The organism is Pseudomonas sp. HN2-3 (assembly GCF_020691745.1).
Classification (GTDB): Bacteria; Pseudomonadota; Gammaproteobacteria; order Pseudomonadales; family Pseudomonadaceae; genus Aquipseudomonas; species Aquipseudomonas capeferrum.
On record NZ_CP085704.1, the window covers coordinates 4982546 to 5007747 of the forward strand.

The 25202-nt window shown below is 62.9% G+C and carries 23 protein-coding genes and 1 pseudogene; 13 read left to right on the forward strand and 11 right to left on the reverse strand.

Annotation, left to right across the window (positions count from 1 at the left end; all coding sequences use genetic code 11):
* Nucleotide 1: 1 nt before the first annotated feature.
* Nucleotides 2-1138: pseudogene (locus LJX93_RS22635) on the reverse strand (5-methyltetrahydropteroyltriglutamate--homocysteine S-methyltransferase); the annotation flags it as partial.
* Between the two features lie 214 nt (nt 1139-1352).
* On the opposite strand from LJX93_RS22635, the gene LJX93_RS22640 reads away from it, so the two are divergent.
* Nucleotides 1353-2840, forward strand: a complete 1488-nt coding sequence (locus tag LJX93_RS22640; protein ID WP_047582615.1) for a methylenetetrahydrofolate reductase C-terminal domain-containing protein — start codon at nt 1353-1355, stop codon at nt 2838-2840.
* On the opposite strand, the gene yjiA is transcribed toward LJX93_RS22640, so the two are convergent.
* The 3 genes from yjiA to LJX93_RS22655 form a co-directional block, all read right to left on the reverse strand.
* The gene (gene yjiA, locus LJX93_RS22645; protein ID WP_033702933.1) at nt 2800-3777 is read right to left on the reverse strand and encodes a GTPase; all 978 of its coding nucleotides are present in this window, start codon (nt 3775-3777) and stop codon (nt 2800-2802) included. The two genes, LJX93_RS22640 and yjiA, sit on opposite strands and share 41 nt — an antisense overlap.
* 78 nt (nt 3778-3855) lie before the next feature.
* Entirely contained in the window at nt 3856-4053 is a 198-nt protein-coding gene (locus LJX93_RS22650; RefSeq protein WP_027595234.1) for a YbdD/YjiX family protein, read from the reverse strand.
* Nucleotides 4054-4070: 17 nt separating this feature from the next.
* Nucleotides 4071-6137: a carbon starvation CstA family protein gene (locus LJX93_RS22655; protein WP_033702935.1), complete on the reverse strand. Its 2067-nt coding sequence runs from the start codon at nt 6135-6137 to the stop codon at nt 4071-4073.
* A gap of 309 nt (nt 6138-6446) precedes the next feature.
* Here LJX93_RS22655 and LJX93_RS22660 point away from each other — a divergent pair, with 309 nt between their 5' ends.
* The 3 genes from LJX93_RS22660 to LJX93_RS22670 all read left to right on the forward strand — a co-directional run bounded on the left by LJX93_RS22660 (nt 6447) and on the right by LJX93_RS22670 (nt 9337).
* On the forward strand, nt 6447-7085 hold the full coding sequence (locus tag LJX93_RS22660) for a lytic polysaccharide monooxygenase auxiliary activity family 9 protein (RefSeq protein WP_227696430.1): 639 nt from the start codon (nt 6447-6449) through the stop codon (nt 7083-7085).
* Between the two features lie 103 nt (nt 7086-7188).
* The gene (locus tag LJX93_RS22665) at nt 7189-7554 is read left to right on the forward strand and encodes a PilZ domain-containing protein (protein WP_033702937.1); all 366 of its coding nucleotides are present in this window, start codon (nt 7189-7191) and stop codon (nt 7552-7554) included.
* A gap of 265 nt (nt 7555-7819) precedes the next feature.
* Nucleotides 7820-9337, forward strand: a complete 1518-nt coding sequence (locus LJX93_RS22670) for a nucleobase:cation symporter-2 family protein (protein WP_033702938.1) — start codon at nt 7820-7822, stop codon at nt 9335-9337.
* A 79-nt stretch (nt 9338-9416) separates the two neighbouring features.
* Here the strand turns inward: LJX93_RS22670 and radA are convergent, their stop codons facing one another.
* On the reverse strand, nt 9417-10787 hold the full coding sequence (gene radA / locus LJX93_RS22675; protein WP_033702939.1) for a DNA repair protein RadA: 1371 nt from the start codon (nt 10785-10787) through the stop codon (nt 9417-9419).
* A gap of 177 nt (nt 10788-10964) precedes the next feature.
* On the opposite strand from radA, the gene mscL reads away from it, so the two are divergent.
* Entirely contained in the window at nt 10965-11384 is a 420-nt protein-coding gene (mscL, locus tag LJX93_RS22680) for a large-conductance mechanosensitive channel protein MscL (RefSeq protein ID WP_033702940.1), read from the forward strand.
* 30 nt (nt 11385-11414) lie between these two features.
* Here mscL and LJX93_RS22685 read toward each other — a convergent pair whose 3' ends face one another.
* Complete coding sequence (locus LJX93_RS22685) at nt 11415-12191, reverse strand: ferredoxin--NADP reductase (protein ID WP_033703015.1); 777 nt, start codon at nt 12189-12191, stop codon at nt 11415-11417.
* A gap of 217 nt (nt 12192-12408) precedes the next feature.
* On the opposite strand from LJX93_RS22685, the gene LJX93_RS22690 reads away from it, so the two are divergent.
* Together LJX93_RS22690 and LJX93_RS22695 are read left to right on the forward strand one after the other, a co-directional pair.
* Nucleotides 12409-13116, forward strand: a complete 708-nt coding sequence (locus LJX93_RS22690; RefSeq protein ID WP_033702941.1) for an autoinducer binding domain-containing protein — start codon at nt 12409-12411, stop codon at nt 13114-13116.
* A gap of 96 nt (nt 13117-13212) precedes the next feature.
* Entirely contained in the window at nt 13213-14337 is a 1125-nt protein-coding gene (locus LJX93_RS22695) for a methyltransferase (protein WP_047582611.1), read from the forward strand.
* A 32-nt stretch (nt 14338-14369) separates the two neighbouring features.
* On the opposite strand, the gene LJX93_RS22700 is transcribed toward LJX93_RS22695, so the two are convergent.
* The 3 genes from LJX93_RS22700 to LJX93_RS22710 are packed head-to-tail and all read right to left on the reverse strand — an operon-like array spanning nt 14370 to nt 16982.
* Nucleotides 14370-14525, reverse strand: coding sequence for a DUF2474 domain-containing protein (locus tag LJX93_RS22700; RefSeq protein ID WP_033702943.1), 156 nt, complete (start codon nt 14523-14525; stop codon nt 14370-14372).
* Nucleotides 14526-14534: 9 nt separating this feature from the next.
* Nucleotides 14535-15542, reverse strand: a complete 1008-nt coding sequence (gene cydB, locus LJX93_RS22705) for a cytochrome d ubiquinol oxidase subunit II (protein WP_033702944.1) — start codon at nt 15540-15542, stop codon at nt 14535-14537.
* A 3-nt stretch (nt 15543-15545) separates the two neighbouring features.
* A complete protein-coding gene (locus tag LJX93_RS22710) occupies nt 15546-16982 on the reverse strand; it encodes a cytochrome ubiquinol oxidase subunit I (protein ID WP_033702945.1) in 1437 nt (478 codons plus the stop codon).
* 354 nt (nt 16983-17336) lie between these two features.
* Between LJX93_RS22710 and LJX93_RS22715 the strand changes: the two genes are divergently transcribed.
* The 5 genes from LJX93_RS22715 to LJX93_RS22735 all read left to right on the forward strand — a co-directional run bounded on the left by LJX93_RS22715 (nt 17337) and on the right by LJX93_RS22735 (nt 22647).
* Nucleotides 17337-18557 (forward strand): MFS transporter, encoded by a 1221-nt coding sequence (locus LJX93_RS22715; protein ID WP_033702946.1) that lies wholly within the window; start codon nt 17337-17339, stop codon nt 18555-18557.
* 212 nt (nt 18558-18769) lie between these two features.
* Complete coding sequence (locus tag LJX93_RS22720) at nt 18770-20065, forward strand: NCS2 family permease (protein ID WP_033702948.1); 1296 nt, start codon at nt 18770-18772, stop codon at nt 20063-20065.
* On the forward strand, nt 20062-21147 hold the full coding sequence (trmA, locus tag LJX93_RS22725; protein ID WP_033702949.1) for a tRNA (uridine(54)-C5)-methyltransferase TrmA: 1086 nt from the start codon (nt 20062-20064) through the stop codon (nt 21145-21147). The genes LJX93_RS22720 and trmA overlap by 4 nt, the downstream gene beginning before the upstream one ends.
* 58 nt (nt 21148-21205) lie before the next feature.
* Nucleotides 21206-22111, forward strand: coding sequence for a LysR family transcriptional regulator (locus LJX93_RS22730; RefSeq protein WP_227696431.1), 906 nt, complete (start codon nt 21206-21208; stop codon nt 22109-22111).
* Between the two features lie 101 nt (nt 22112-22212).
* On the forward strand, nt 22213-22647 hold the full coding sequence (locus LJX93_RS22735; protein ID WP_033702951.1) for a cupin domain-containing protein: 435 nt from the start codon (nt 22213-22215) through the stop codon (nt 22645-22647).
* Nucleotides 22648-22681: 34 nt separating this feature from the next.
* On the opposite strand, the gene pcaG is transcribed toward LJX93_RS22735, so the two are convergent.
* Complete coding sequence (pcaG, locus tag LJX93_RS22740) at nt 22682-23287, reverse strand: protocatechuate 3,4-dioxygenase subunit alpha (protein ID WP_033702952.1); 606 nt, start codon at nt 23285-23287, stop codon at nt 22682-22684.
* Nucleotides 23288-23297: 10 nt separating this feature from the next.
* Nucleotides 23298-24017 carry a protocatechuate 3,4-dioxygenase subunit beta gene (gene pcaH, locus LJX93_RS22745; RefSeq protein WP_033702953.1) on the reverse strand — a complete coding sequence of 240 codons (720 nt, stop codon included), beginning with the start codon at nt 24015-24017 and terminating at the stop codon, nt 23298-23300.
* 200 nt (nt 24018-24217) lie between these two features.
* On the opposite strand from pcaH, the gene LJX93_RS22750 reads away from it, so the two are divergent.
* Nucleotides 24218-25105: a neutral zinc metallopeptidase gene (locus LJX93_RS22750; RefSeq protein WP_095064169.1), complete on the forward strand. Its 888-nt coding sequence runs from the start codon at nt 24218-24220 to the stop codon at nt 25103-25105.
* Nucleotides 25106-25202 lie beyond the last annotated feature (97 nt).

Genomic DNA, 25202 nt, shown 5'->3' on the forward strand with positions numbered 1-25202 from the left:
TGGCGCGCAACGCGCGGGCAGCCTCTGGCGCGTCGAGCGCTTTGCTCAGCGCGGCCACTTCCTGGCACTTCTGCACGGCGAAGGCCAACCCGCCTTTGCGCTCGGCGTCGAGCTGGTCTTCACAGGCCAGCCCCAATGGGTTGTGCAACAGCGAGCAGGACGGCGCGACCCACAGGCGGTCACCCAGGCGTTCGGCCGCGTGCTGCAACACAGCCAGGGCTTTTTCCAGGTCGCAGGCCGAGACACTAGAGCCGTCGACCAGGCCCAACGACAGGATCTTGTAAGCCGGCAGGCGGTCGAGCAGGGTCGGGTACTGGTCTGGCGCACGCACCAGGTCGATGTGCAGGCCATCGACGGGCAGGTTCGCCGCCAGGCCCAGGTTTTCTTCGAGGCCCCCAAAGTAGGTGGCGATCAGTTTCTTCAGCGGCGCACGTTGCAGGATGTTGTAAACGCGCTCGTAGGCGTTTTTCCAGTCTTGCGGCAAATCCAGCACCAGGATCGGCTCGTCGATCTGCACCCATTCAACGCCCTGTGCGGCCAGGCGGTTGAAGATTTCGTCGTACAGCGGCAACAACCGGTCGACCAGCTCCAACTTGTCGACGTCGGCGCCTTGGGCCTTGCCCAGCCACAGATAGGTCAGCGGGCCGATCAGCACAGGTTTGACCGCATGGCCCAGGGCCTTGGCTTCTTCGACCTCTTCGAACAGCTGCTCCCAGCTCAGGGCAAACTGTTGGTCGGCGGTGAATTCCGGTACCCGGTAGTGATAGTTGCTGTCAAACCAGCGGGCCATTTCCTGGGCGTGGGCACCGCCGCTGTCGCTGCGCTCGGTCGTGCCTCGCGCCATGGCGACCAAGGTTTGCAAAGTAGGCTTGGCACCATCGTGGCTGCGAAAGCGCTGCGGGACGACACCGAAGGTCAGCGAATGGGTCAGCACCTGGTCGTGCCAGGCGAAATCGCCCACCGGCAGCAGCTCGATGCCGGCGTCCTTCTGCACCTGCCAATGGCTGGCACGCAGCGCGCGGCCCACAGCGCGCAGGCCGGCTTCGTCGAGTTCACCTTGCAAGAAGGCTTCCTGGGCTTTTTTCAGATCGCGATCATGGCCGATGCGTTGAAAGCCCAGGGAATGTGCCAGTGCCATGTCTCGTGCCTCAGAATGTCTAAATGAATATGGGCATTTTCGGGACCAACGAGCGCTGAGACAAACTCATTTAATTTGATATGAAATCAAGATTTACTCATGTTGATGTGTCCACCTGCATGTCTCGTTCAGAGCAGCACCCTACGCATCCGGACATGACCCCATCGGCCCTTTGCCGCACAATGCCACCCTGCCCCAACCCGGTGCCCGATCCATGAGCCTGCTGAAAACGGCGCTGCACGAAAAAACCTTCGTCTGCGTCATGGAGTTCGTCCCCAAGCCCTCGGCGGAACGTTTCGCCGCCATGGAAGCGATCATGGCCCGTGCGCACCTGTGTGGCTGGCCGATGACCCTGGCCATCGGTGATCGCGTCGGCAGCCCACTGGACCTGTCGCCCCTGGACGCCCTCGCCAGCTTCAGCTCACCCGTGCCTGCCCTGCCGCACTTTTCTGGCAAGGACCGCGAACGGCACCACTTGCTGGCGCAACTGCAACGCATGGATGCCGACGGGCTTGACCAACTGCTGCTGCTCACTGGCGACCGCCTGCCTGGGCATCAACCCGCAGAGCGCCCGGTGCGCTACCTGGAATCGGTGGCCGCCCTGCAGCTCGCGCGCCAGGCTTGCCCACACTGGTTGCTCGGTGCCGCGCTCAACCCATTCAAGTACTGCGAGGAAGAAGGCGGCGCGCAGTACTTCAAGGCCGAGAAAAAACTGGCTGCGGGCGCCGACTTTCTGACCCTGCAACTGGGCTTCGATGCCAGCAAGCACCAGGAAGCCCAAACCTGGATGAACCGCCAGCCGCACCCGAAACCCTTGCTGGCCTGCCTGATGAGCCTTACCCATGGCCGCGCCGCAATGCTCGATCACGTGGCTGGCGTGACGGTCACGCCGTCCATGCGCGACATGCTCGAAGCGGAAGCAGCCGTGTCCAAGGCCCACGCCCAGGCGCGCAGCGTCGACCGGCTGGCGCTGCAGGTGATTGGTGTAAAACTGATGGGCTACGCCGGGGTGCACGTGTCGGGTATTCACGAACTCAAGCAGCTGTTGGCCCTGGAACAACGCATCGAACACTGGCAAGCGCAGATCCACTCACTGGAACAGTGGGCGCCAGCCTGGGCGGCCAGTTGGCAGGTGCCCGGCCTGCCTGCCGTGGTCTTTCATCCGCCGTCAGCGAGCTGGCGCCAGGGCGAGTCGAAGGTCAGCGCGTCGAACAAAGAGAAGGCGCGGTACCACCTGCTGCACGCGTCCCATGCCTTGCTGTTCAGCCGCAGCAACTGGCTGAGCCAGGCATTCGGCTGGGCCGTTCGCCAACCGTTGTGGGCAACAGCCCGCGGTGCGCGCGTGCTGCACGGGGTGGAGCGTGCGCTGAAGCGACCGCTGGTGGGCTGCGATACCTGCGGCCGCTGCCGCCTCGAAGACACCCTCTACATCTGCCCGGAAACCTGCCCCAAGGGCCTGGCCAACGGCCCCTGCGGCGGTACCTCGCTGAACCGCTGCGAATTCGGCGACCGCGAATGCATCCACAGCGTCAAATACCGCACCGCCAAGGCTGCGCGGCAGACGGCTGTGCTCACCGAGCGGCTGATCCCGTGCATCGAAGTGCAAACCCGCCACCGCAGTTCATGGCCGGCCTGGTTCGCGGCCCAGGCACCTCACCGGCTCAAGCCCTGCTCAAAGCCTCGAACCCAGCCCGAATCGTAGCCTCGGGCAGGTCATCGGCAATGAACACCAGCACGCTTTCGCGGGCCTCGCCTGCTGCCCATTCGGCATCCCAGTCAAAGCCGTAGAGCTTGAGCACGCCCTGAAACACCAGGCGACGATCGTCCCCGGCAATGTTCAGCACGCCCTTGTAACGCAGCAATTGCTTGCCGTGGGTTTCCAGCAGCGCGTTCATGAAGTCGCTGAGGCGGTCGATGTCCAGCGGGGTGTCGGTGCGCAACACCAAGGTCGAGATACGGTCCGGGGTGGCCGGCTTGAGCACCGGGCGCAGGGCCGGCTTGAGGCTGGCGCCCAGGTCGCTATTGAGGTTGAAACCGCGCACATCGAGTAGTTCGGCCAGGTCGATGCGCCCCTGTTCGACCACACGAATGGCGGCACGGCCGTTGATGCGCGACAGGCGCTCGCGCAGGGCATCCACCGCCGCAGGTTCGACCAGGTCGGTCTTGCTCAGCAGCAGGCGGTCGGCAAACCCGACCTGGGCCTGGGCAATGGCCTGGGTCAGGTGCAGCTCGGCATGGGCGGCGTCGACCAGGGTGATGATGCCGTCGAGGATGTAGCGATCACGCAGGTCCTCGTCGATGAAAAAGGTCTGCGCAACCGGTGCAGGGTCGGCAAGCCCGGTGCATTCGATCACCAGGCGGTCGAAGGCGATCTCGCCGGCGTCCAGGCGCTCCAGCAGCAGGTACAGGGCGCGAGTGAGGTCGCCATGGATGCTGCAGCACACGCAGCCGTTGGCCAGGGTCATGACCTGCACCGGCTCGTCGCCCAGCAGCTGGCTGTCGATACCGGCCTCGCTGAACTCGTTCTCGATCACGGCGATCTTCAGGCCGTGCTCGGCCTTGAGCATGTGCTTGAGCAAGGTGGTCTTGCCGGCACCCAGAAAGCCGGTCAGTACGGTGACGGGAATAGGCGATTGCACGCAAAAAGCTCCTGAAGCTGAAAATGAATGTGGGAGCCCGGCTGCCCGGGCTCCCACAGGTTCACAGGTGTTGCAGGCTCAACAGCACTTGGGCCCGGACTTGCCACCGTAACGCGCTTCCTGGCGTTCACGGAAGAACGCCTCGTAGCTCATCACCGGTTTGTCCGGGTGCTTGTTCTGCATGTGTTCGACATAGTTGTCGTAGTCGGGCATGCCGACCATCAGGCGGGCTGCCTGCCCCAGGTACTTACCCAGTCGACCCAGGTCGTTGAACATAGCTGCAGTCCTCTCGTTTACGCGTCAGGCAGCGCCTGGAACGGGGTTTCCTTGTCGGTGCGTTCCTTGCGGCCCCAGGCGGCGTAGCCGACCTTGATGGCGAAGAACAGGATGCTGAACACCACCAGCAGGAACAGAATCGTCAGGCCCGCGTTGGTGTAGGCGTTGTAGATCACGTGCTGCATCTGCCCGATGTCCTTGGCCGGGGCCAGTACCTGGCCGGCGTCCAGCGCAGTGCTGTACTTCTTGGCCAGGGCCAGGAAGCCAACGGCCGGGTTCGGGTCGAACAGCTTGATCAGGCCTGCGGCAGTGGTACAGATCAGCAGCCACACGGCCGGCACCAGGGTGACCCAGATGTAGCGCTGACGCTTCATCTTGATCAGCACCACAGTACCGAGCATCAAGGCGATACCGGCCAGCATCTGGTTGGAGATGCCAAACAGCGGCCACAAGGTGTTGATGCCACCCAGCGGGTCGATCACGCCCTGGTACAGCAGATAACCCCACATTGCCACGCAGCCAGCGGTGGCGAGCAGGTTGGCACCCCACGATTCGGTGCGTTTGAGCGCCGGCACGAAGCTGCCCAGCAGGTCCTGCAGCATGAAGCGCCCCGCACGGGTACCGGCGTCCACGGCGGTGAGGATGAACAGGGCTTCGAACAGGATCGCGAAGTGGTACCAGAAGGCCATGGTGTTCTCACCCGGCAGCACCTGGTGAAGGATCTGCGCGATGCCCACCGCCAACGTTGGCGCACCACCGGCACGGGCCAGCACGGTGTGCTCGCCAATGTCGCGGGCGACCGCTTCGAGCTGCTCAGGGGTGATCAGGAAGCCCCAACTGCTGACCGTCTGCGCCACCGTAGCAACGTCGGCGCCTACCACCGCAGCCGGGCTGTTCATGGCGAAGTACACGCCAGGCTCGATCACCGAGGCGGCGACCATGGCCATGATGGCGACGAACGACTCCATCAGCATGCCGCCGTAGCCGATGTAACGGGCGTTGGTTTCGTTATCCAGCAGCTTGGGCGTGGTGCCCGAGGAGATCAGCGCGTGGAAGCCCGATACCGCACCGCAGGCGATGGTGATGAACAGGAACGGGAACAATGTGCCCTTCCAGACCGGCCCAGTACCGTCGGTGAACTGGGTCAGGGCCGGCATTTTCAGCTCTGGCGCGATGATCAGGATACCGATGGCCAGGCCAACGATGGTGCCGATCTTGAGGAAGGTCGACAGGTAGTCACGCGGTGCCAGCACCAGCCATACCGGCAGTACGGCAGCGACGAAGCCATAACCCACCAGCATCCAGGTGATCTGCACGCCGGTGAAGGTGAACGCCGGGCCCCAGACCGGGTCCGCAGCGATCACGCCGCCCAGCCAGATCGACGCCAGCAGCAGCACCACGCCGACTACCGAAATCTCGCCGATGCGGCCCGGGCGGATATAGCGCATGTAAATGCCCATGAACATCGCGATCGGAATGGTCGCCATCACCGTGAACATGCCCCATGGGCTCTCGGCCAGGGCCTTGACCACGATCAGCGCCAGCACCGCGAGGATGATGATCATGATCAGGAAGCAACCGAACAGGGCGATGGTGCCCGGGATCCGGCCCATTTCCTCGCGCACCATGTCGCCCAGCGAGCGACCGTTGCGGCGGGTAGACATGAACAGGACCATGAAGTCCTGCACCGCACCGGCCAGCACAACGCCGGCGATCAGCCAGAGCGTGCCGGGCAGGTAGCCCATTTGCGCGGCAAGTACCGGGCCCACCAGTGGGCCGGCGCCGGCAATAGCGGCGAAGTGGTGGCCGAACAGGATGTGCTTGTTGGTCGGGACGTAGTCCAGGCCATCGTTGTTGAGCACCGCCGGGGTGGCTCGGCGCGGGTCGAGTTGCATCACCTTGGTGGCGATGAACAGGCTGTAGTAGCGGTAGGCGACCAGGTAGATGGCCACTGCCGCGACCACGATCCACAAGGCGTTGATCGCCTCGCCGCGACGCAGGGCGACAACACCCAGCGCGCAGGCTCCTATGACCGCCAACGCCAGCCACGGGATGTGGCGTAGCAGGCTGTTATTGTTGTTCATGGCATGCTTCCAGCTAAGTGGTTGGAATAGACAGCCCCTTGAGTCTAGGGCCTGCTTGACGGCTTTACCATCCCGATTTGGTGCTCAGCCACTGACCAGCACGCGCTCTAGCACGCTGCTAGCCGAACTACCCGCAGTCCATGGCGACAACGTTACTTCGGCTGACCTGTCATTTCTGCCAGTTGCGCAGGGAGGCCCCCGCGCATCCAATGATCAGGCAAACCCGTTGTCACGACATGACGCACGGGTTCAAGTGCGCAAACGCTCGAACCGTGCGTCGAACATTTGATAACCAGCAAGCAGGGACCGATGATGACTCAGGATAAGAGCAGCTCCACGTGTGACTCAGACCCAATCGAACTCCAACATGGCTCGATCTCGACGCCCAAGTCCCGAGCGACTTTCGCTGAGGAGAGACGCCTCATCGAGGGAAATCTTCACAACGGCATCGAAAGCGGCAAATTCTTCCCTCAGACCACGGGCGGGCTGGCCGACCCCTACGCCAAGGACGACGTGAGAAGTATAGCGCCACCGGTCGATGGCAAGATTGCCAGCGGCGCGCAGCGGGGCGCTACCTACCTGGACCGCACAGATGTCGACTGGGACAAGCATGACGTGACCAGCGGCACACCGCTGGAGTTCGTCTGGAGCTTCACCGCGCGCCACAAGTACCGCCGTTTCAACTACTTCATCACCAAAGCCGGATGGAACCCGACTCAGCCGCTTTCGCGTGCACAGTTCGAATCTGAACCCTTCGCCACTTTCCTCAATGAACGCCAACCCTATTGGAGTTACTCGGACGAAGAAATGTGGCCGGAGCAGCCGACCAGACACACCCTGACGTTGCCTGAGCGCGACGGTTATCAAGTGCTGCTTGGGGTATGGGAAATTGCCGAGACCGATAAAGCCTTCTATCAGGTGGTTGACCTGAATTTCGTCTCCAAGTAAGGGTGGCACCGGGCGACGCCCGCAGACGGTACCTTGTCGCTCGCCCTCAGGCAGAAAAGGCCATGGCTGGTCTATAGTCAGAACATCTGACGAGGGGCCCGCCATGACCACTTCTTCCAACAATCGCCGACGCTTCCAGCGCATAGACTTCGACGCCCCCACCGAACTGCGCCAGGGTGACCGCCGCTGGCCGGTCAAACTGCTTGACCTGTCGCTCAAGGGCCTGCTGGTCGAGCGCCCCCAGCCGTGGAATGCCGACCTCTCACAGGACTTCGATGCGGTCATCCATCTTGACCCGCATACCCACGTGCGGATGCAGGTGGAGCTTCGTCATGAAGAAGCACAGCGCCTGGGCTTCGTCTGCCTCTACATCGACCTCGATTCGATGAGCCATTTGCACCGTCTTGTAGAACTGAACGTGGCCGACAGCACCGAAATGATGCGTGAGCTGCGAGAACTCATCGAATAATGGGATCTCTTAGCTAGCTAACATCCTTCCCACCTAGCGTTTCCTGTCTACCCAGACAGCTTTAAGCCTGGGTAGCAGCTCTTTGTACACACCCCTCTAATACAGCCTTTCATGACTTGGTACGCGTTCTGCATTGGGATTCAGGCCACCCTGAAGCCGGGCTTGTTCGCGCTCCGATCAAAATATTGTATACAATTCTTGTAGCAATCAATTGTAGGAAGTGTCTACAGTAGCGGCACAACAATAAACGCAGAGAGCCTGCTCCATGACTACGTCCCCTAGCACGTCTCCCGCCAAGCGCCCCGAGGATGAAAACCTCGGCCTTGGGGCCAACCTGGCCTATGGTCTGCAGCATGTGTTGACCATGTATGGAGGGATCGTTGCGGTACCCCTGATCCTGGGGCAGGCCGCGGGCCTGAATGGTGCCGAAATCGGCATGCTGATCGCCGCGTCATTGTTTGCCGGTGGCCTGGCCACCTTGCTGCAGACGCTTGGCCTGCCATTCTTCGGTTGCCAGTTGCCGCTGGTGCAGGGCGTATCGTTCGCCGGCGTGGCAACCATGGGCGCCATTCTCAGCAGCGAAGGCGGTGGTGGCCTGCCGGGTGTGCTGGGTGCGGTCATGGCGGCTTCGTTCATCGGCTTCCTGATCACGCCGGTGTTCTCGCGCATCACCAAGTATTTCCCACCGCTGGTAACCGGCATCGTCATCACCACCATCGGTTTGACCCTAATGCCGGTGGCCGCACGCTGGGTGATGGGCGGCAACAGTGCTTCGCCGGAGTTCGGCAGCGTGGCCAACATCGGCCTGGCGGCACTGACCTTCGCCATCGTGCTGCTGCTGAGCAAACTGGGCAGCGCGACCATCTCGCGCCTGTCGATTCTCCTGGCCATGGTGTTTGGCACCCTGATCGCCTGGGCGCTGGGCATGACCGACTTCAGCAAGGTCACCCAAGGCCCGATGTTCGCCTTCCCCACGCCGTTCCATTTCGGCATGCCGGAATTCCACATCGCCGCGATCCTGTCGATGTGCATCGTGATCATGGTGACCCTGGTGGAAACCTCGGCCGACATTCTCGCGGTGGGCGACATCATTGAAACCAAGGTCGACTCCAAGCGCCTGGGCAATGGCCTGCGTGCCGACATGGCGTCGAGCATCCTGGCACCGATCTTCGGCTCGTTCACCCAGAGCGCCTTCGCCCAGAACGTCGGCCTGGTGGCCGTGACCGGAGTCAAGAGCCGCTACGTGGTGGCCACCGGTGGCGTCATTCTGGTGGTGCTCGGCTTGCTGCCGGTCATGGGCCGGGTAATTGCCGCCGTGCCAACCCCGGTATTGGGCGGCGCGGGGATCGTGCTGTTCGGCACCGTGGCAGCCAGCGGTATCCGTACCCTGTCCAAGGTCAGCTACAAGAACAACGTCAACCTGATCATCGTCGCCGCTTCGCTGGGCTTCGGCATGATCCCGATTGCCGCACCGACCTTCTACCACCACTTCCCGAACTGGTTCGAGACCATCTTCCACTCGGGCATCAGCTCGGCGGCGATCATGGCGATTCTGCTGAACCTGATCTTCAACCACTTCACCACTGGCAACTCGGACCAGCAGTCGGTATTTGCCGCAGCCTACGAACGCACCATCCAGTATTCGGACATTTCTGCACTGCGCGATGGCGATTACTTCAAGGATGGCAAGCTGTTCGATGCCGAGGGTATTGAAGTGCCGATGCTGGAGCTGGACGAGCATGGCAACGAGGCGCCCAGGCGCAGCCCGGTTGCCGAGCATTGACCGCTGATTGAGCGGTTAAGCAAGGGGAGCCGATGCGCATCGTCGGCTCCCCTTTTTGTTTGCCTTTACAGGCAATACATCACTCGAACAGGGCATCCAAAGCCTGTTCCAGCCGGGTCACGGCGATCACCTGCAACCCTGCCGGCGGCTCCTTGGGCGCATTGCCCTTGGGCACGATGGCCCGCTTGAAGCCATGCTTGGCCGCCTCTTTCAGCCGCTCTTGGCCACTGGGCACCGGCCGCACCTCGCCCGACAAGCCAATCTCGCCAAACACCAGCAACCCATGGGCCAACGGCCGGTTGCGCAGGCTAGACATCACCGCCGCCAACAAAGCCAGGTCAGAAGCCGTCTCCAGCACCTTCACGCCGCCCACCACGTTGAGGAACACATCCTGGTCGTGGGTAGGAATGCCGCCATGTCGGTGCAGTACTGCCAGCAACATGGCCAGGCGGTTCTGGTCCAGGCCCAGGGTCACCCGGCGCGGGTTGGCCAGGTGGCTGTCATCGACCAGCGCCTGCACCTCGACCAGCATCGGCCGAGTGCCCTCCCAGGTGGCCATCACCACACTGCCCGGCACCTCTTCCTGGGTGCGATTGAGGAAGATCGCCGAAGGGTTCGAAACCTCCTTGAGGCCGCGGTCGGTCATGCCGAACACGCCCAGTTCGTTGACCGCACCAAAGCGGTTTTTCACCGCCCGCAGCAGGCGCAGGCGGCCATCTGACTCGCCCTCGAAATACAGCACGGTGTCGACCATGTGCTCCAGCACCCGCGGCCCGGCCAGCGAGCCTTCCTTGGTGACGTGGCCCACCAGGAAGATGGCCGTGCCGCTCTGCTTGGCGTAACGCACCAGCAACGCCGTGCTCTCGCGCACTTGGGCCACGCCACCGGGCGCTGATTGCAGCTGTTCGGTGAAAATGGTCTGGATCGAGTCGATGACCATGACTCGGGGCTTTTCCTGGCGAGCCGTGGCGATGATGGTCTCGATACAGGTTTCGGTCATCACCTTGAGCTGGTCCTGGGGCAGGCCCAGGCGGCGCGAGCGCATCGCCACCTGCTGTTGCGACTCTTCGCCGGTGACATACAGCGCAGGCATGTGCACGGCAATGTTGCACAGGGTCTGCAACAGAATGGTCGACTTGCCGATACCCGGGTCACCGCCGATCAGCACCACCGAGCCATCGACCAAACCGCCACCCAGCACGCGGTCCAGTTCGCTGCTGCTGGTGGTGAAGCGCGGGATCTCTTCCACGCTGACTTCGGCCAGGGTCTTGATCTGCGCCTGTTGCCCGGTCCAGCCGGCACGGCCACTGCTGGGTGCCGCCGCCCCGCCGCTCTCGATCATGGTTTCGACCAGGGTGTTCCAGGCCCCGCATTCGCCGCACTGGCCGGCCCATTTGGGGAAGGTCGCGCCGCATTCGGTGCAGCCATACAAGCGCTTGGCCTTGGCCATGGGCGGTTTCTCCTGGAAAAAACCGCCATGATAGCCGAGCGAGACGTGTCTCGAACGCTTCGGCGTGCGACAAAACTATTCGTTCTAACCGCAGTCACTACCCCTGAACACAACGCATGAAGCGTTTTAGTGGCTTACACTGCGTTAACCTCACCATTTGTTACAAAGGAATCGAACATGGGCATGATCAGTGAGTTCAAGGCCTTCGCGGTCAAAGGCAACGTCGTCGACATGGCGGTCGGTATCATCATCGGCGCGGCCTTCGGCAAGATCGTCTCGTCCTTCGTGGGTGACGTAGTCATGCCACCACTGGGCCTGTTGATCGGTGGCGTGGACTTCAGCGACCTGGCCATTACCTTGAAGGCTGCAGAAGGCGACGTTCCGGCAGTAATGCTGGCCTACGGCAAGTTCATCCAGACCGTGATCGACTTCTTGATCGTTGCGTTCGCCATCTTCATGGGCGTGAAGGCGATCAACCGCCTGAAGCGCGAAGAGGCCGTGGCACCGAGCGCGCCACCCGTGCCAAGTGCCGAAGAGACGTTGCTGACCGAAATCCGCGACCTGCTCAAGACGCAGAACCAGAACCGCCTGCCTTGAAGGTGCCGGGGCCGCGTTGCGGCCCCCGTGTCACCAGTAGTTTTCTACCGCCACCTGCCCTGGCCGCTTGCTCAGGCTCAACTGCAGATCACGCGCCTTGAGCACCTTGCGCGTTTCATCGATCATCTCCGGGTTGCCGCAGAGCATCACGCGTGAATGCTCGGGCGACAGCGCAAGCCCCGCCGCCTTCTCCAGCTCACCGTTCTCGATCAACGTGGTAATGCGTGCATTCAACGCGCCCGGATGCTGCTCACGGGTCACTATCGGGATGAACTGCAATTTGCCGGCGTGCTCTGCCAGGTAGTCGCGCTGCTCCAACTCGGCGATTTCCTTCACGTAGGCCAGCTCCTTCGCTTCGCGCACCGAGTACACCAGCTTGATGCTGTCGAAACGCTCCCAGGCCTCGAAGTCCTGGAGGATGGACATGAACGGTGCAATGCCGGTGCCGGTGGCCAGCAACCACAGGTCGCGGCCGCCAATGAAGCGATCAAGTGTCAAAAAGCCAAAGGCCTGCCGATCGATCAGCAGGCTGTCACCCTCGCCCAGCCGGCTCAGCTCGCTGGTGAACTCCCCGCCGGGCACCACGATCGAGAAGAAGTCGAGGTACTCGTCATGGGGCGCGCTGACCATGGAATAGGCGCGCCACACCACACTGCCATCGGCCTTGGTCACCCCGAGACGAGCAAACTGGCCGGCCCGGAAGCGAAAGCCCGAATCGCGTGTTACCCGCAGGCTGAAGAGGTTCGGCGTCAGTGGCTGAACATCGAGCAGGGTCTGGCGGGTGAACTTTTCGGCGCTGGCAGTCATATCGGGCTCCAAGGTTGACGTGCGCACAGTGTCGCGCAAAGCGGCCTGGATAAAAACCACCCGTTTGTAAGGCCTCACCACCTCGATGCTGCCGATGTCGCAGACAAACATGATCGCTATAACAAAAAATTCCCAACGCTTTGGTAGGTTTTTCCTACAATGATGCGGGTATGCAAACGGATTGGATCCTGTTGCCCCATCCATAGGAGCGTTACGGATGCCTCACTGGAAACCCGAGCATCTCCATCAATTTGTCAGCGAGCGGTGCCCGCGCAAGTTGTTCAACATCGCTGTGCATCTGGTGCAAGACTTGGGTATGGAACACTTGGGGCTGAACATTCGCATCCAGATTGCCACGCAGACACCCCGGCTTTACCTCTACAGCAATTACCCAAGCGAATGGATCGAGCGCTATCAGCGCGATGATTTCTACAAGCAAGACCCGGCCGCACGCTTGAGCCATGGCCAGACCACACCTGTATTGTGGACCGACGAACTGTATTGCGAGGCCCCGCAATTTCGCGAGGCTGCCTGCCAGCACGGGCTGCGTCATGGTTGGACACAGTCGCTGCACGACCTGCAGCACAATGAAAGCCAAGTCAGCGTCGCCAGGCCAGCAGGCCAGATTGCAATCAACGAACTCTACGAAAAAGCCGCCAGCGTGCAGTGGCTGTGCCACACCCTGCACTCGGTACTGTGCGAGCACCACCTGGACGCGCTCTGCCCGCCTCAGCCGAAAATGAGCGAGCGGGAGCTGGAAGTGCTGAGGTGGTCAGCTGCAGGCAAGACCGCCGCCGACGTTGCCTCCATCCTGTCGCTGTCACAAAGTACGGTCAACTTCCATATCCGCAGCGTGATCACCAAAACCAACGCCTCCAACAAGGCAGGCGCCATCGCCATAGCCGCCCTGCGTGGGTGGATCTGATAGCCACCCCTGCGACTACCGGCAAAGCCCTGTAGAATGGCGCGGCAAAGCCCGTGGCGATCCGCAACGGGCAGATTCGTACCCGAGCCAGACGCCATGCCCTTGTTGACCACCCCCTACGCCGAACTCGACCTGATCCGCCAGCCGGACCAGGCCAACGAACCTCTGCAGGCATTCGACGCCGCTGACGAGTACCTGCTCGCGCACTTGCATGAGCAGGCGCCTGACGCCAGCTGCCGGGTATTGGTGCTCAATGACAGCTTCGGTGCCCTGGCCGCCAGCCTGGCCGGGCAGCTTGCAGTGACCAGCAGTGGCGATTCGCACCTGGCGCACCTGGCCTTGGAAAAAAACCTCGCGCGCAACGGCAAGCCGTTCGACAGCGTGCCGTTCGTACCGGCCAGCGAACCGTGGCAGGGTCCGTTCGACCGGGTGCTGGTACGCGTGCCCAAGACCCTGGCCTTGCTCGAGGAGCAACTTATTCGTCTGCAGGGCCACCTGGCGCCCGGCGCGCAGGTGATTGCCGGGGCGATGATCAAGCACCTGCCCCGTGCCGCCGGTGAGCTGATGGAAAAGTACATCGGCCCGGTTCAGGCCTCGCTGGCGCAAAAGAAGGCCCGACTGCTGACGGCCACCGTTGCCGACCGCCCGGCCGCGCGCTCGCCCTACCCTAGCCGCTATCAGCTCGAAACGCCGGCCCTTGAGCTGCTCAACCACGCCAACGTGTTCTGCCGCGATGGCCTGGATATCGGCACCCGTGCCTTTCTCCCTCACCTGCCGCGCAACCTGGGCCAGGCCCGTGTTGCCGACCTTGGCTGCGGCAACGGCGTCCTGGCGATCGCCAGCGCACTGGCCAACCCCGAGGCGCATTACACGCTGGTCGACGAGTCGTACATGGCGGTGCAATCGGCGCGGGAAAACTGGCAGGCGGCACTGGGCGAGCGCCCGGCATTGATGCTGGCGGCCGATGGTTTGGCGGGGGTAGAAAAGCAGTCGCTGGACGTGGTGCTGTGCAATCCGCCGTTCCACCAGCAACAGGTGGTGGGCGACTTCCTCGCCTGGCGCATGTTCCAGCAGGCCCGGGAGGCACTGGTGGTGGGCGGTGCGTTGTATATCGTCGGTAACCGTCACCTGGGTTACCACAGCAAGCTGGCGCGGCTGTTCCGAGGGGTGGAACAGGTGGCGGCGACGCCGAAGTTCGTGATTCTCAAGGCCCGCAAGTAAGTGGCTGGGGCCGCTTGGCGGCCCCAGCCCCTTTAATGGGTAGTCAGGCCGGCTGCCCCCATGAACAGCCGCATTACCCAGGCCGCCACCCCCAGGGCCGCCACGCTCATCGCCCAGATCAGCACCAGCCAACCCAGCCGCTGCCACAAGGGCTTTTTCTCTTCTACACCATGCTTGCCGGTCATCATGCGGCCCTCCTAGTGATAGCCGTCTTCGTGAGTCACCTTGCCGCGGAACACGTAGTAGCTCCAGAAGGTATAGCCAAGGATGAACGGCAGGATGAACAACGTCCCCACCAGCATGAACCCTTGGCTCTGCGGCGGCGCCGCTGCGTCCCAGATCGAGATCGACGGCGGGATGATGTTCGGCCACACACTGATACCCAGGCCGCTATAGCCGAGGAACACCAGCACCAGGGTCAGCAGGAACGGCGTGTAGTTGGCATTGCGCGCGACTGCCTTGAGCAACCCGTAGAAGGTCACCAGCACCAGGATCGGCACCGGCATGAACCAGATCAGGTTGGGCATGCTGAACCAGCGATCGGCAATCTGCGGGTAGGCGAGCGGCGTCCACAGGCTGACGATGCCGATTACCACCAGCAGCACCAGCGCCAGCGGCCTTGCCAGGTCATGCATCTGCAGTTGCAGCGGCCCCTCGGTCTTCATGATCAGCCAGGTGCAGCCCAGCAGGGTGTAGGCGACGATCAGGCCCAGGCCGCTGAACAGGCTGAACGGGGTCAGCCAGTCGAGCGTGCCACCGGCATAGTGGCGGTCGACCACCTTGAAGCCCTCGATGAACGCGCCCAGGGCAACCCCCTGGAAGAAGGTGGCGATCAGCGAACCCCAGATGAACGCCTTGTCCCAGATGTGGCGCTTGTCGTCCTTGGCCTTGAAGCGGAACTCGAAGGCCACGCCACGGAAGATCAGCCCGATCAGCATGAGTATTAGCGGCAGGTACAAGGCTTCGAGCACCACCGAATAGGCCATCGGGAAGGCCCCGAACAGCCCGGCGCCGCCCAGCACCAGCCAGGTCTCGTTGCCGTCCCATACCGGGGCGACGGTGTTCATCATCACATCACGGTCACGCTCGCCCTTGACGAAGGGGAAGAGCATGCCGATGCCCAAGTCGAAACCATCCATCACCACGTACATCATGACGCCGAAGATGATGATCACGGCCCAGATCAGCGGAAGGTCGATACCCATGGCTCAGTTCCCCTTGCTCAGGCTGGCAGTGTCGGCCTCATGGCCATCATCGGCGGCGGACAACGGCCGCGCCGGCGTGCGTTTCTGGCCTGGGCCACCCGGGTTGGGTTCATCACCCTCGCCCGTCTGCGGCCCTTTGCGCACCAGGCGCATCATGTAGCCAAGGCCGGTGCCGAACAGCGCGAAGTACACCACCACGAACGCCACCAGGGTAAAGCCGAGCTGCGCATAACTGTGGTTGGACACCCCTTCGGAGGTGCGCATCAGGCCATACACCACCCACGGCTGGCGGCCGATTTCGGTGGTGAACCAACCCGCAAGGATGGCGACAAGGCCAGAGGGGCCCATCCACAAGGTCAGGTACAGGAACGGCCTGGAGCTGTAGAGCGTGCCGCGCTTGCGCAGCCACAGGCTCCACAGGCCAACGAAGATCATCAGCAAGCCCAGCCCGACCATGACCCGGAACGACCAGAACACGATGGTCGAGTTAGGCCGGTCCGCCGCCGGGAATTCCTTCATCGCCGGCACTTGCTTGTCCAGGCTGTGAGTCAGGATCAGGCTGCCAAGCGCTGGGATCTCGACCTTGAAGCGCGTGGTCTCGGCTTTCATGTCGGGGATGCCGAACAGGATCAGCGGGGTCGGCTCGCCCGGCACGTTCTCCCAATGGCCTTCGATGGCCGCGATCTTCACGGGCTGGTGCTTGAGCGTGTTGAGGCCGTGGAAGTCACCGATCACCGCCTGGACCGGCGCGACGATCAGCGCCATCCACATGGCCATCGACAGCATCTTGCGCACGGCCGGGTTGTCACGCCCGCGCAGCAGGTGCCAGGCCGCCGATGCACCGACGAAGAAGGCGGTGGCGACGAACGCGGCGGTGGCCATGTGCATCAACCGGTAGGGGAACGAGGGGTTGAAGATCACTGCCAGCCAGTCCACCGGCACCACCCGGCCATCGATGATTTCGTGGCCTTGCGGGGTCTGCATCCAGCTGTTGGACGCCAGAATCCAGAAGGTCGAGACCAGCGTGCCAAGCGCCACCATGACCGTGGCGAAGAAGTGCAGGCCACGGCCCACACGGTTCCAACCGAACAGCATGACGCCCAGGAAGCCTGCCTCGAGGAAGAACGCCGTCAGCACCTCGTAGGTCAGCAAGGGGCCGGTGACGGCGCCGGCAAAATCGGAGAAGCGGCTCCAGTTGGTGCCGAACTGATAGGCCATGACCAGGCCAGAGACCACGCCCATGCCGAAGTTGACGGCGAAGATCTTCGACCAGAAGTGGTAAAGGTCACGGTAGACCTGGTGGTGGGTCCGCAGCCAAAGGCCTTCAAGGACCGCCAGATAGCTCGCCAGACCAATGGTGATGGCCGGGAACAGGATGTGAAAGGACACGGTAAACGCAAACTGGATTCGGGCGAGATCTAGGGCCTCTAAACCGAACATAGTGCTTCCTCTTCAGATAATCCGGCGTTCGGGCTCGTGGCCTTTGCGCCTACTGCCCCCACGGTATCGAGTGCGGCGAGTTTGAATTGTTCTGTGCAATCGCAGGGATTCCGGCCCAAGGGCCACATCGTTGCCGGTTCGTTGCAAATACAACGATTGATCCAGATCAACGACTGACTGCAAGCATAGTCCTGAATAGCCAGCCGGGCCGTGTGGTTGATTGCCGCGTGACCTGTTGCCCCACCCTCTTTCAGAACCTGTGAAAAAGTGCCGATCACGGCAAACAGTAACTGCTTGTTACAAACAGATGATAATCTGCCGGCCCCTCTACTGCGCCGAGGCCACAGGTTTCCGATGCCCGATTCCGCACCGCAGCTGTTGCGCCATCATCGCCCCTTCCTCGCCTTCTGGCTGGCCCGTGTGTTCACCGCCAGCGGCTTCCAGATGCTCACCGTGGCCATTGGCTGGCACCTCTACCAGCTCACCGGCAATGTGCTCGACCTGGGCCTGGTCGGCCTGGTCGAATTCGCCCCACGGGTGCTGTTCATGCTGCACACCGGGCATGTCGCCGACCGCTATGACCGGCGCAAGGTCGCGGCCCTGTGCCAAAGCCTGCAGGGGCTGATTGCCCTGGCGCTGGTAGTGGGCAGCGCCACCGACAACGTCAGCCGCGAGCTGATCTTCGCCCTGGCCTTCCTGCTGGGCGCCACGCGCTCGTTCGAGATGCCGGCCACCCAGGCCCTGCTGCCCAATGTGGTGCCGCCGGGGTTGTTCCCACGGGCGGTGGCGGCCTCGGCCTCGGCGACCCAGGCAGCCACCATCGTCGCCCCGGCGGTGGGCGGGTTGCTGTATGCCTTCGGCAGTATCTGGGTGTACGGCCCGACCGTGGCGCTGTACGCCATTGCCTGTGCACTGACATTGAGCCTGGACGCACGCCAGCAAGTGGCCCAGCGTGGCCGTGCCAGCCTGGAGTCGCTGCTGGCCGGCATCCGCTTCATCCGCAGCCGGCCAGACATCCTCGGCGCCATCTCGCTGGACCTGTTCGCCGTGCTGCTGGGCGGTGCCACCGCGTTGTTGCCGGTGTTCGCCAAGGACATCCTGCTGACCGGCCCCTGGGGCCTGGGTCTGCTGCGCTCGGCACCGGCGGTGGGGGCGTTGCTGATGTCGCTGTGGCTGGCGCGCTTCCCGTTCGAGCGCAAGGTAGGCCGCACCATGTTCACCGCCGTGGGCGTGTTTGGCGTGGCGACCATCGCATTTGGCCTGTCGACGTCGTTCTGGTTCTCGCTGGCGGTGCTGGTGGTACTCGGTGCGGCGGACATGATCAGCATGGTCATTCGCAGTTCGTTCGTGCAACTGGAGACGCCGGATGAGATGCGCGGGCGGGTGAGCGCTGTGAACGGGTTGTTCATCGGTGCCTCGAACCAGCTCGGTGAATTCGAATCGGGGGTCACCGCGCACTGGTTTGGCACAGTGCCGGCGGTAGTGCTGGGGGGCGTGGGCACGCTGGTGGTGACCGGGGTGTGGATAAAATTGTTCCCGACCCTGGCCAAGCGCGACCGCTTGCACAGCGGTTGATGGCTCGGCGGTACTGGCCTCTTCACAGCTAAACCCACTGCCACGGGCGATGGAAAAGCCATTCCCCGAAGGCCATAGGCCCCTGCCGAGCATGCTGGTATGATGCGCGGCTTTTTTCCGCCCCAGATAAAACCACGGCAACCGGTACGGTCTGTGCTTTGCTGATGGGGTCGATATATATCACGGCGCCGGGGGCGCCTTGGGGAGCGGGCATGCTGGAAAGGCTGTTTCAACTAAAAGCACACGACACCAATGTGCGCACCGAGATTCTTGCGGGCGTCACCACCTTCCTGGCCATGGCCTACATCCTGTTCGTCAACCCCAGCATCCTGGGCGAGACCGGCATGGACAAAGGTGCGATCTTCGTCGCCACCTGCCTGGCCGCGGCCATCGGTTCGGCGACCATGGGCCTGATCGCCAACTACCCGATCGCGCTGGCGCCGGGCATGGGCCTGAACGCCTTCTTCACCTATACCGTGGTTCTGCACATGGGCCATACCTGGCAGGTTGCGCTGGGTGCTGTGTTCCTGTCGGCGGTGATGTTCTTCCTGTTGTCGATCTTCCGCATCCGCGAATGGATCGTGAACAGCATCCCGCTGCCGCTGCGCTCGGCCATTGCCGCAGGCATCGGTTTGTTCCTGGCACTGATTGCCCTGCATAACGCGGGCATCGTCGTCGATAACCCAGCCACCCTGGTGGGCATGGGCGACCTCAAGCAGCCCTCGGTGATCCTCGCCACGCTGGGCTTCTTCCTGATCGTCGGCCTTGAGTCGCTGAAGGTGCGCGGCGCGGTGCTGATCGGCATCCTGGCCGTCACTGTCGCGTCGATCGCGATGGGCGTCACGCCGTTCGGCGGCATCGTGTCGATGCCCCCTTCGCTGGCACCGACCTTCCTGCAACTGGACATCGCCGGTGCCCTCGATGTGGGCCTGATCAGCGTGATCTTCGCCTTCCTGTTCGTCGACCTGTTCGACAACTCCGGCACCCTGATCGCCGTGGCCAAGCGCGCCGGCCTGATGGGCAAGGACGGCCACATGCCGAAGATGGGCCGCGCCCTGATCGCCGACAGCACCGCGGCCATGGCCGGTTCGCTGCTGGGCACCTCGACCACCACCAGCTACATCGAATCGGCTGCCGGCGTGAGCGCGGGCGGGCGTACCGGCCTGACAGCCATCGTGGTGGCCGTGCTGTTCCTGCTGGCGCTGTTCTTCGCACCGCTGGCCGGTAGCGTACCGGCCTTCGCCACGGCACCGGCGCTGCTGTTCGTCGCCGTACTGATGGCTTCGGGCCTGGCGGAAATAAACTGGGACGACGTCACCGAAGCCGCGCCCGTAGTGGTGACGGCCCTGGCCATGCCACTGACCTACTCGATCGCCAACGGCATCGCCTTCGGCTTCATTTCCTGGACTGCCATCAAGCTGATTTCCGGCCGCCACCGCGACCTGAACCCGGCCCTGGTGATCCTTTCCATCCTGTTCGTCATCAAGCTGGGCTGGTTCAACGCATGAGTGCTGCTTTCGACCCCTCCTCCTACGCCACCCAGCTGGACGCCAAGGTTGCCCGGCTGCGCGAGCTGCTGGCGCCGTTTGGCGCGCCGGAACCGGCTGTTTTCGATTCGCCGCGCGAGCACTACCGCCTGCGCGCCGAGTTCCGCCTGTGGCGCGAGGACGGTCAGCGCCACTACGCGATGTTCGCCCCAGGCGAGAAGCACAAGGCGATCCTGATCGACGACTTCCCCATCGCCAGCGAGCGCATCAACCTGCTGATGCCGCGCCTCAAGGCGGCCTGGCAGGCCAGCGAGGCGCTGAGCAACCGGCTGTTCCAGGTGGAGTTCCTTACCACCCTGGCGGGCGATGCGATGGTCACGATGTGCTACCACCGCCCGCTGGACGAGGCCTGGGAAGTGGCCGCACGGCAACTGGCCGAAGACCTGGGGGTGAGCCTGATCGGCCGCTCCAAGGGCAAGCGCCTGGTGATCGGCCGTGATTATGCGGTGGAGCAACTGGACGTGGCGGGCCGCGTATTCAGCTACCGCCAGCCAGAAGGCGCGTTCACCCAGCCCAACGGCGCGGTGAACCAGAAGATGCTGAGCTGGGCCTACGACGCCATTGGCGAGCGCGACGATGACCTGCTGGAGCTGTACTGCGGCAATGGCAACTTCACCTTGCCGCTGGCCACCCGCGTGCGCCAGGTGCTGGCCACCGAGATCAGCAAGACGTCGGTCAATGCAGCGCTGAGCAACCTCGATGAGAACGGTGTGGATAACGTGCGGCTGGTGCGGCTGTCGGCTGAAGAGCTGACCCAGGCACTGAACGAGGTGCGGCCGTTCCGCCGGCTGGAAGGCATCGACCTGAAAAGCTATACGTTCGGCACCGTGTTCGTCGACCCGCCGCGTGCTGGCATGGACCCGGACACCTGCGAGCTGACCCGGCGTTTCGAGCGCATTCTGTACATCTCGTGCAACCCGGAAACGCTGGCGGCGAACATCGCCCAGCTGCAAGATACCCACCGTATCGAACGCTGCGCGCTGTTCGACCAGTTCCCGTATACCCATCACATGGAAAGCGGGGTGCTGCTGGTTCGGCGCTGATCCGTGTCGCGTTGGGGCCTGGCCGGCCCCAACGCACACTGCCAGGAGAGTTGCGCCGATGGACCAGTTCAGTGCCATGCACACCTTCCGCCGGGTCGTAGACCTCGGCAGCTTCAGCGCCGCCGCCAACCAGGCCGGCGTCTCGCATACCGTGCTGTCACGCCAGGTGAAGCACCTCGAACGCCACCTCGGCACGCAGTTGCTCACCCGTACCACCCGCCGCCTGCACCTGACCGAAGCCGGTGCGCTGTTCTATCGCCATTGCGTGCAGATCCTCGAACAGATGCAGGCCATGACCCTGGAACTGTCCGAGCATCAGCAACAACCTGCCGGCACCTTGCGCCTGGGCGTTGCCACGGCCTTTGGCGAGCTGGAACTGGGGCGTTGGTTGCCAGATTTTGTCGAGCGCCATCCACAGCTACAGATCGAGCTGCACTGCAGCGATCGCTTCGTTGACCTGCTGGAGGAGGAGATCGACGTGTGCCTGCGGGTCACCGACCACCTGCCTGACTCCAGCCTGGTGGCACGCCGTCTGGCCACCAGTGAAGTCCTGCTGGTGGCCGCACCGCGCTACCTGCAACGCCACGGTACGCCCGCCTCACCCGACGACCTGGCCGGCCACCCGTTGCTCGGCTACAGCCAGTTGCTGCACCCGCAACGCTTGCAGGTGGCCAACGACGCGGGCGAGCAGCGTGAAATCCTGATGCCCCGGCGCTTGAGCGCCAACTCCCCCATGGCCCTGCGCGCCGCCGCCATCGGCGCCCTGGGCATCGCCAGTTTCGACCGTTTCATCGTCGATGATGCGCTGCGCGACGGGCGCCTGGTGCAGGTGCTGAGCCATTGGCGGCAGCCGGCGCGCAGCCTGTTCGCGGTTTATCCACAGAGCCGTTACCTGGCGCCCAAGGTGCGTGCGCTGCTGGATTACGTGCAGCACTACTACGCAACGCCCAGGTGGCAGGACTGATTTGTGCTTTATCTGCACAAGTCTTGCGGAGTTTAGGCCGTATTTGTGCTCTTGATGATTCATTAACCTTCGCTGCACGTTACTTCAGCGAAGGACTCATCATGAAATCATTGCAGGCAGTCATCACCGGCATCGCGCTCAGCGCTGTGGCAATCGTCGCCCATGCAGCAGAACAAACCGTTTCGGTCCCTGACAACGCGGGCTTGAAGTGGCAGGACGTGCCCAACACCCGCGGCGCCGTCAGCTACGCCAACGTCGAAGGCGATATCTTCGGCAAGGGGCCGTATTCGGCTTATGTGAAATTCAGAAAAGGCACCGACAACGGCCTGCACCAGCACAGCCAGACCTTGCCGACAGTGGTATTGAGCGGGACGTTCTACGCAGTGATCGATGGCAAGCGCACCGAGTACCCGGCCGGGGCCTACTACAAACTGCCCGCCGACCTGGTGCATGAAAGTGGCTGCACGGCGGCTGCCGATTGCCTGTTGTTCCAGTATCAGGCCGATGCCTTTGACCTGAAACCGGTCAAAGGTTGAGAGGCCGGGGCCGCCTTGCGGCCCCAAGCTTCACTCAGAAGTCGAAGAACACCGTCTCCCCTTCCCCCTGAATACGGATATCGAAACGATAGGCCGTCTTCCCATCCACTTCGCAACGCTTGGCAACCAACGTCTCACGGCGCTGCGGCTGCTCGATCAGGTTGAGCACCGGGCACTTGGCGTTGGCTTCGGCTTCATCGTCGAAATACAGGCGCGTGTGCAGGTGGATGTTGATGCCACGGGCAAACAGGCTGATGTTGATGTGCGGCGCCATCGGCACGCCAGCAGCATTGTTCACCACACCCGGCTTCACCGTTTGCACGGTCCATTCACCGGCATCAAAGGTGGTGGCGGTGCGGCCAAAGCTGTTGAAGGCGTTTTCCAGGTTGTATTGATCCTGGTACTGGCCGGCGGCATCGGCCTGCCACAGCTCCAGGAACGAATCGCGCACCAGGTGCCCGTTACCGTCATAGACCTGGCCGATCAACAGGATGTGTTCACCCGGTGCTTCTGGCTTGGCCAGGCGGTTCCAGATTTCCTGGTCGCGGGTCGGGTTGCCGGCCGCTTCCAGGGCCAGGCCGATGTGCACGTAGGGGCCGGCAGTCTGCGAAGGGGTTTCCGGCAGCAGTTCGATTGGCATGGCGGGGTCCTCAGCAGTTTTCGAAGTGGGTCTTGCGCTGGCCGCGCAGCACGATGTCGAAGCGGTACGCCAGGCAGTCCATCGGGTTGGCGTTGCTCATGTCGAGCTTGGCGATCAACTGCTGTACGGCCTCGGGGTTGGCGATCGACTTGACGATCGGGCACTTCGGGATCAGCGGGTCGCCCTCGAAGTACAGCTGGGTGATCAGCTTGGTGGCGATCGACGGGCCGCTGATGCCGAAGTGAATGTGCGCAGGGCGCCAGTCATTCGGGCCGTTGCGCCATGGGTACGGGCCGGGCTTGATGGTGCGGAAGCTGTAGTAGCCGTCGCGGTCGGTCAGGCAACGGCCAACGCCACCGAAGTTCGGGTCCAGCGGGGCCAGGTAGCGGTCGTTCTTGTGCCGGTAGCGGCCGCCGGCATTGGCCTGCCACATTTCTACCAAGGTGTTGGGCACCGGTTTGCCGTACTGGTCGACAACCCGGCCGGCAACGATGATGCGCTCACCGACTGGCAGGCCACCGTTGTTGAAGTTCAGCAGCAGGTCATGGTCGTGGGCACCGAAACCCAGGTGGGTGAAATCCGGGCCGGTGGTTTCGCTGATCGACTGCGGGATGCTGACCAGTGCCTGGCGCGGGGAGCGGGCAATGGACGTCTTGTAGTCGGGGGTCAGGGCTTTGGGGTGCCAGTTGCGATCACGGATCACGAAGCGGCTGGTGTCCTGGGCGGGCATGCCGTTTTCCTCTCTTGGTATTATCAAAACGCCTGTACGTGGCAGGCGGACTTGCAGTTTCGGATAACTCGCGTGGGATGAATACTGAAATCAGCCCCTCAATACATAACCATATGGTTATGGCTCAACACCTTTGGCTGACACCTTTCGCTGAGGTGAACTAATCTTTGTCTTCTTGTTTCACGCTCCGGAGAGCATTCATGGAATGGCGAAAAGGCCGACGCAGCGACAACGTGGTCGATGCCCGAGGCGAAGGTGGCGGTGGTGGCGGCATGCGCTTTGGCGGCGGCAAGGGCCTGGGGCTGGGGGCGATCCTGCTGATCGTGGGCATTGGCTGGCTCACCGGGCAAGACCCGCTGCAGATCCTTGGCCAGCTCACCGGGCAAATGCAACAGCAACAGCAGGCCCCCAGCAGCGTGGGCACCAAGGCGCCGCCGGCCAATGACCAGCAGGCCGAATTCGTCGCCTCGGTGCTGGGTGACACCGAGGACACCTGGAAGGCGCTGTTCTCCCAGGCCGGCAAGCAGTACCGCGACCCCAAGCTGGTGCTATTCAACGGCCAGGTCAACTCTGCCTGCGGCTTCGCTTCGGCGGCGGTGGGCCCGTTCTACTGCCCGGCCGACCAGCGGGTGTACCTGGACATGTCGTTCTTCCGCGAGATGGAAACCCGCTTCGCCGCAGCGGGCGACTTCGCCCAGGCCTATGTCATCGCCCACGAAATCGGCCACCACGTGCAGACCCTGCTCGGCGTGTCGGCCAAGGTTGATGCGGCCCGTCGCAATGGGCAGCGCATGGAGGGCGACAACGGCTTGCTGGTACGCCAGGAACTGCAGGCCGATTGCCTGGCCGGGGTGTGGGCGTATCAGGCACAAAAGCGCCTGAACTGGCTGGAGCCAGGTGACGTCGAGGAAGCACTGAATGCGGCCAACGCCATTGGTGACGACCGCCTGCAGCAGAAAGGCCAGGGGCGCGTGGTGCCCGACTCTTTCACCCACGGCACCTCGGCGCAGCGCGTGCGCTGGTTCAAGGCTGGCTTTGCCGAGGGCGAAGTGAACAGCTGCGATACCTTCAGTGCACGTAACCTGTGACACCCTGCGGGGCTGCCTGGCAGCCCCCGCTTCAACCGGACGACCGGTTACAAATCTGCTGAAAAAGCGTTTCAGCTTCCAGATTCATTGCCGATAA

What these genes read in the sequence shown, in the direction of transcription:
- LJX93_RS22640 (WP_047582615.1), top strand. Translation starts at nt 1,353, where the DNA reads ATGAGCCTGCTGAAAACGGCGCTGCACGAAAAAACCTTCGTCTGCGTC.
- LJX93_RS22650 (WP_027595234.1), bottom strand. Translation starts at nt 4,053, where the DNA reads ATGTTCAACGACCTGGGTCGACTGGGTAAGTACCTGGGGCAGGCAGCC.
- LJX93_RS22655 (WP_033702935.1), bottom strand. Translation starts at nt 6,137, where the DNA reads ATGAACAACAATAACAGCCTGCTACGCCACATCCCGTGGCTGGCGTTG.
- LJX93_RS22660 (WP_227696430.1), top strand. Translation starts at nt 6,447, where the DNA reads ATGATGACTCAGGATAAGAGCAGCTCCACGTGTGACTCAGACCCAATC.
- LJX93_RS22665 (WP_033702937.1), top strand. Translation starts at nt 7,189, where the DNA reads ATGACCACTTCTTCCAACAATCGCCGACGCTTCCAGCGCATAGACTTC.
- LJX93_RS22670 (WP_033702938.1), top strand. Translation starts at nt 7,820, where the DNA reads ATGACTACGTCCCCTAGCACGTCTCCCGCCAAGCGCCCCGAGGATGAA.
- radA (WP_033702939.1), bottom strand. Translation starts at nt 10,787, where the DNA reads ATGGCCAAGGCCAAGCGCTTGTATGGCTGCACCGAATGCGGCGCGACC.
- mscL (WP_033702940.1), top strand. Translation starts at nt 10,965, where the DNA reads ATGGGCATGATCAGTGAGTTCAAGGCCTTCGCGGTCAAAGGCAACGTC.
- LJX93_RS22685 (WP_033703015.1), bottom strand. Translation starts at nt 12,191, where the DNA reads ATGACTGCCAGCGCCGAAAAGTTCACCCGCCAGACCCTGCTCGATGTT.
- LJX93_RS22690 (WP_033702941.1), top strand. Translation starts at nt 12,409, where the DNA reads ATGCCTCACTGGAAACCCGAGCATCTCCATCAATTTGTCAGCGAGCGG.
- LJX93_RS22695 (WP_047582611.1), top strand. Translation starts at nt 13,213, where the DNA reads ATGCCCTTGTTGACCACCCCCTACGCCGAACTCGACCTGATCCGCCAG.
- LJX93_RS22700 (WP_033702943.1), bottom strand. Translation starts at nt 14,525, where the DNA reads ATGATGACCGGCAAGCATGGTGTAGAAGAGAAAAAGCCCTTGTGGCAG.
- cydB (WP_033702944.1), bottom strand. Translation starts at nt 15,542, where the DNA reads ATGGGTATCGACCTTCCGCTGATCTGGGCCGTGATCATCATCTTCGGC.
- LJX93_RS22710 (WP_033702945.1), bottom strand. Translation starts at nt 16,982, where the DNA reads ATGTTCGGTTTAGAGGCCCTAGATCTCGCCCGAATCCAGTTTGCGTTT.
- LJX93_RS22715 (WP_033702946.1), top strand. Translation starts at nt 17,337, where the DNA reads ATGCCCGATTCCGCACCGCAGCTGTTGCGCCATCATCGCCCCTTCCTC.
- LJX93_RS22720 (WP_033702948.1), top strand. Translation starts at nt 18,770, where the DNA reads ATGCTGGAAAGGCTGTTTCAACTAAAAGCACACGACACCAATGTGCGC.
- trmA (WP_033702949.1), top strand. Translation starts at nt 20,062, where the DNA reads ATGAGTGCTGCTTTCGACCCCTCCTCCTACGCCACCCAGCTGGACGCC.
- LJX93_RS22730 (WP_227696431.1), top strand. Translation starts at nt 21,206, where the DNA reads ATGGACCAGTTCAGTGCCATGCACACCTTCCGCCGGGTCGTAGACCTC.
- LJX93_RS22735 (WP_033702951.1), top strand. Translation starts at nt 22,213, where the DNA reads ATGAAATCATTGCAGGCAGTCATCACCGGCATCGCGCTCAGCGCTGTG.
- pcaG (WP_033702952.1), bottom strand. Translation starts at nt 23,287, where the DNA reads ATGCCAATCGAACTGCTGCCGGAAACCCCTTCGCAGACTGCCGGCCCC.
- pcaH (WP_033702953.1), bottom strand. Translation starts at nt 24,017, where the DNA reads ATGCCCGCCCAGGACACCAGCCGCTTCGTGATCCGTGATCGCAACTGG.
- LJX93_RS22750 (WP_095064169.1), top strand. Translation starts at nt 24,218, where the DNA reads ATGGAATGGCGAAAAGGCCGACGCAGCGACAACGTGGTCGATGCCCGA.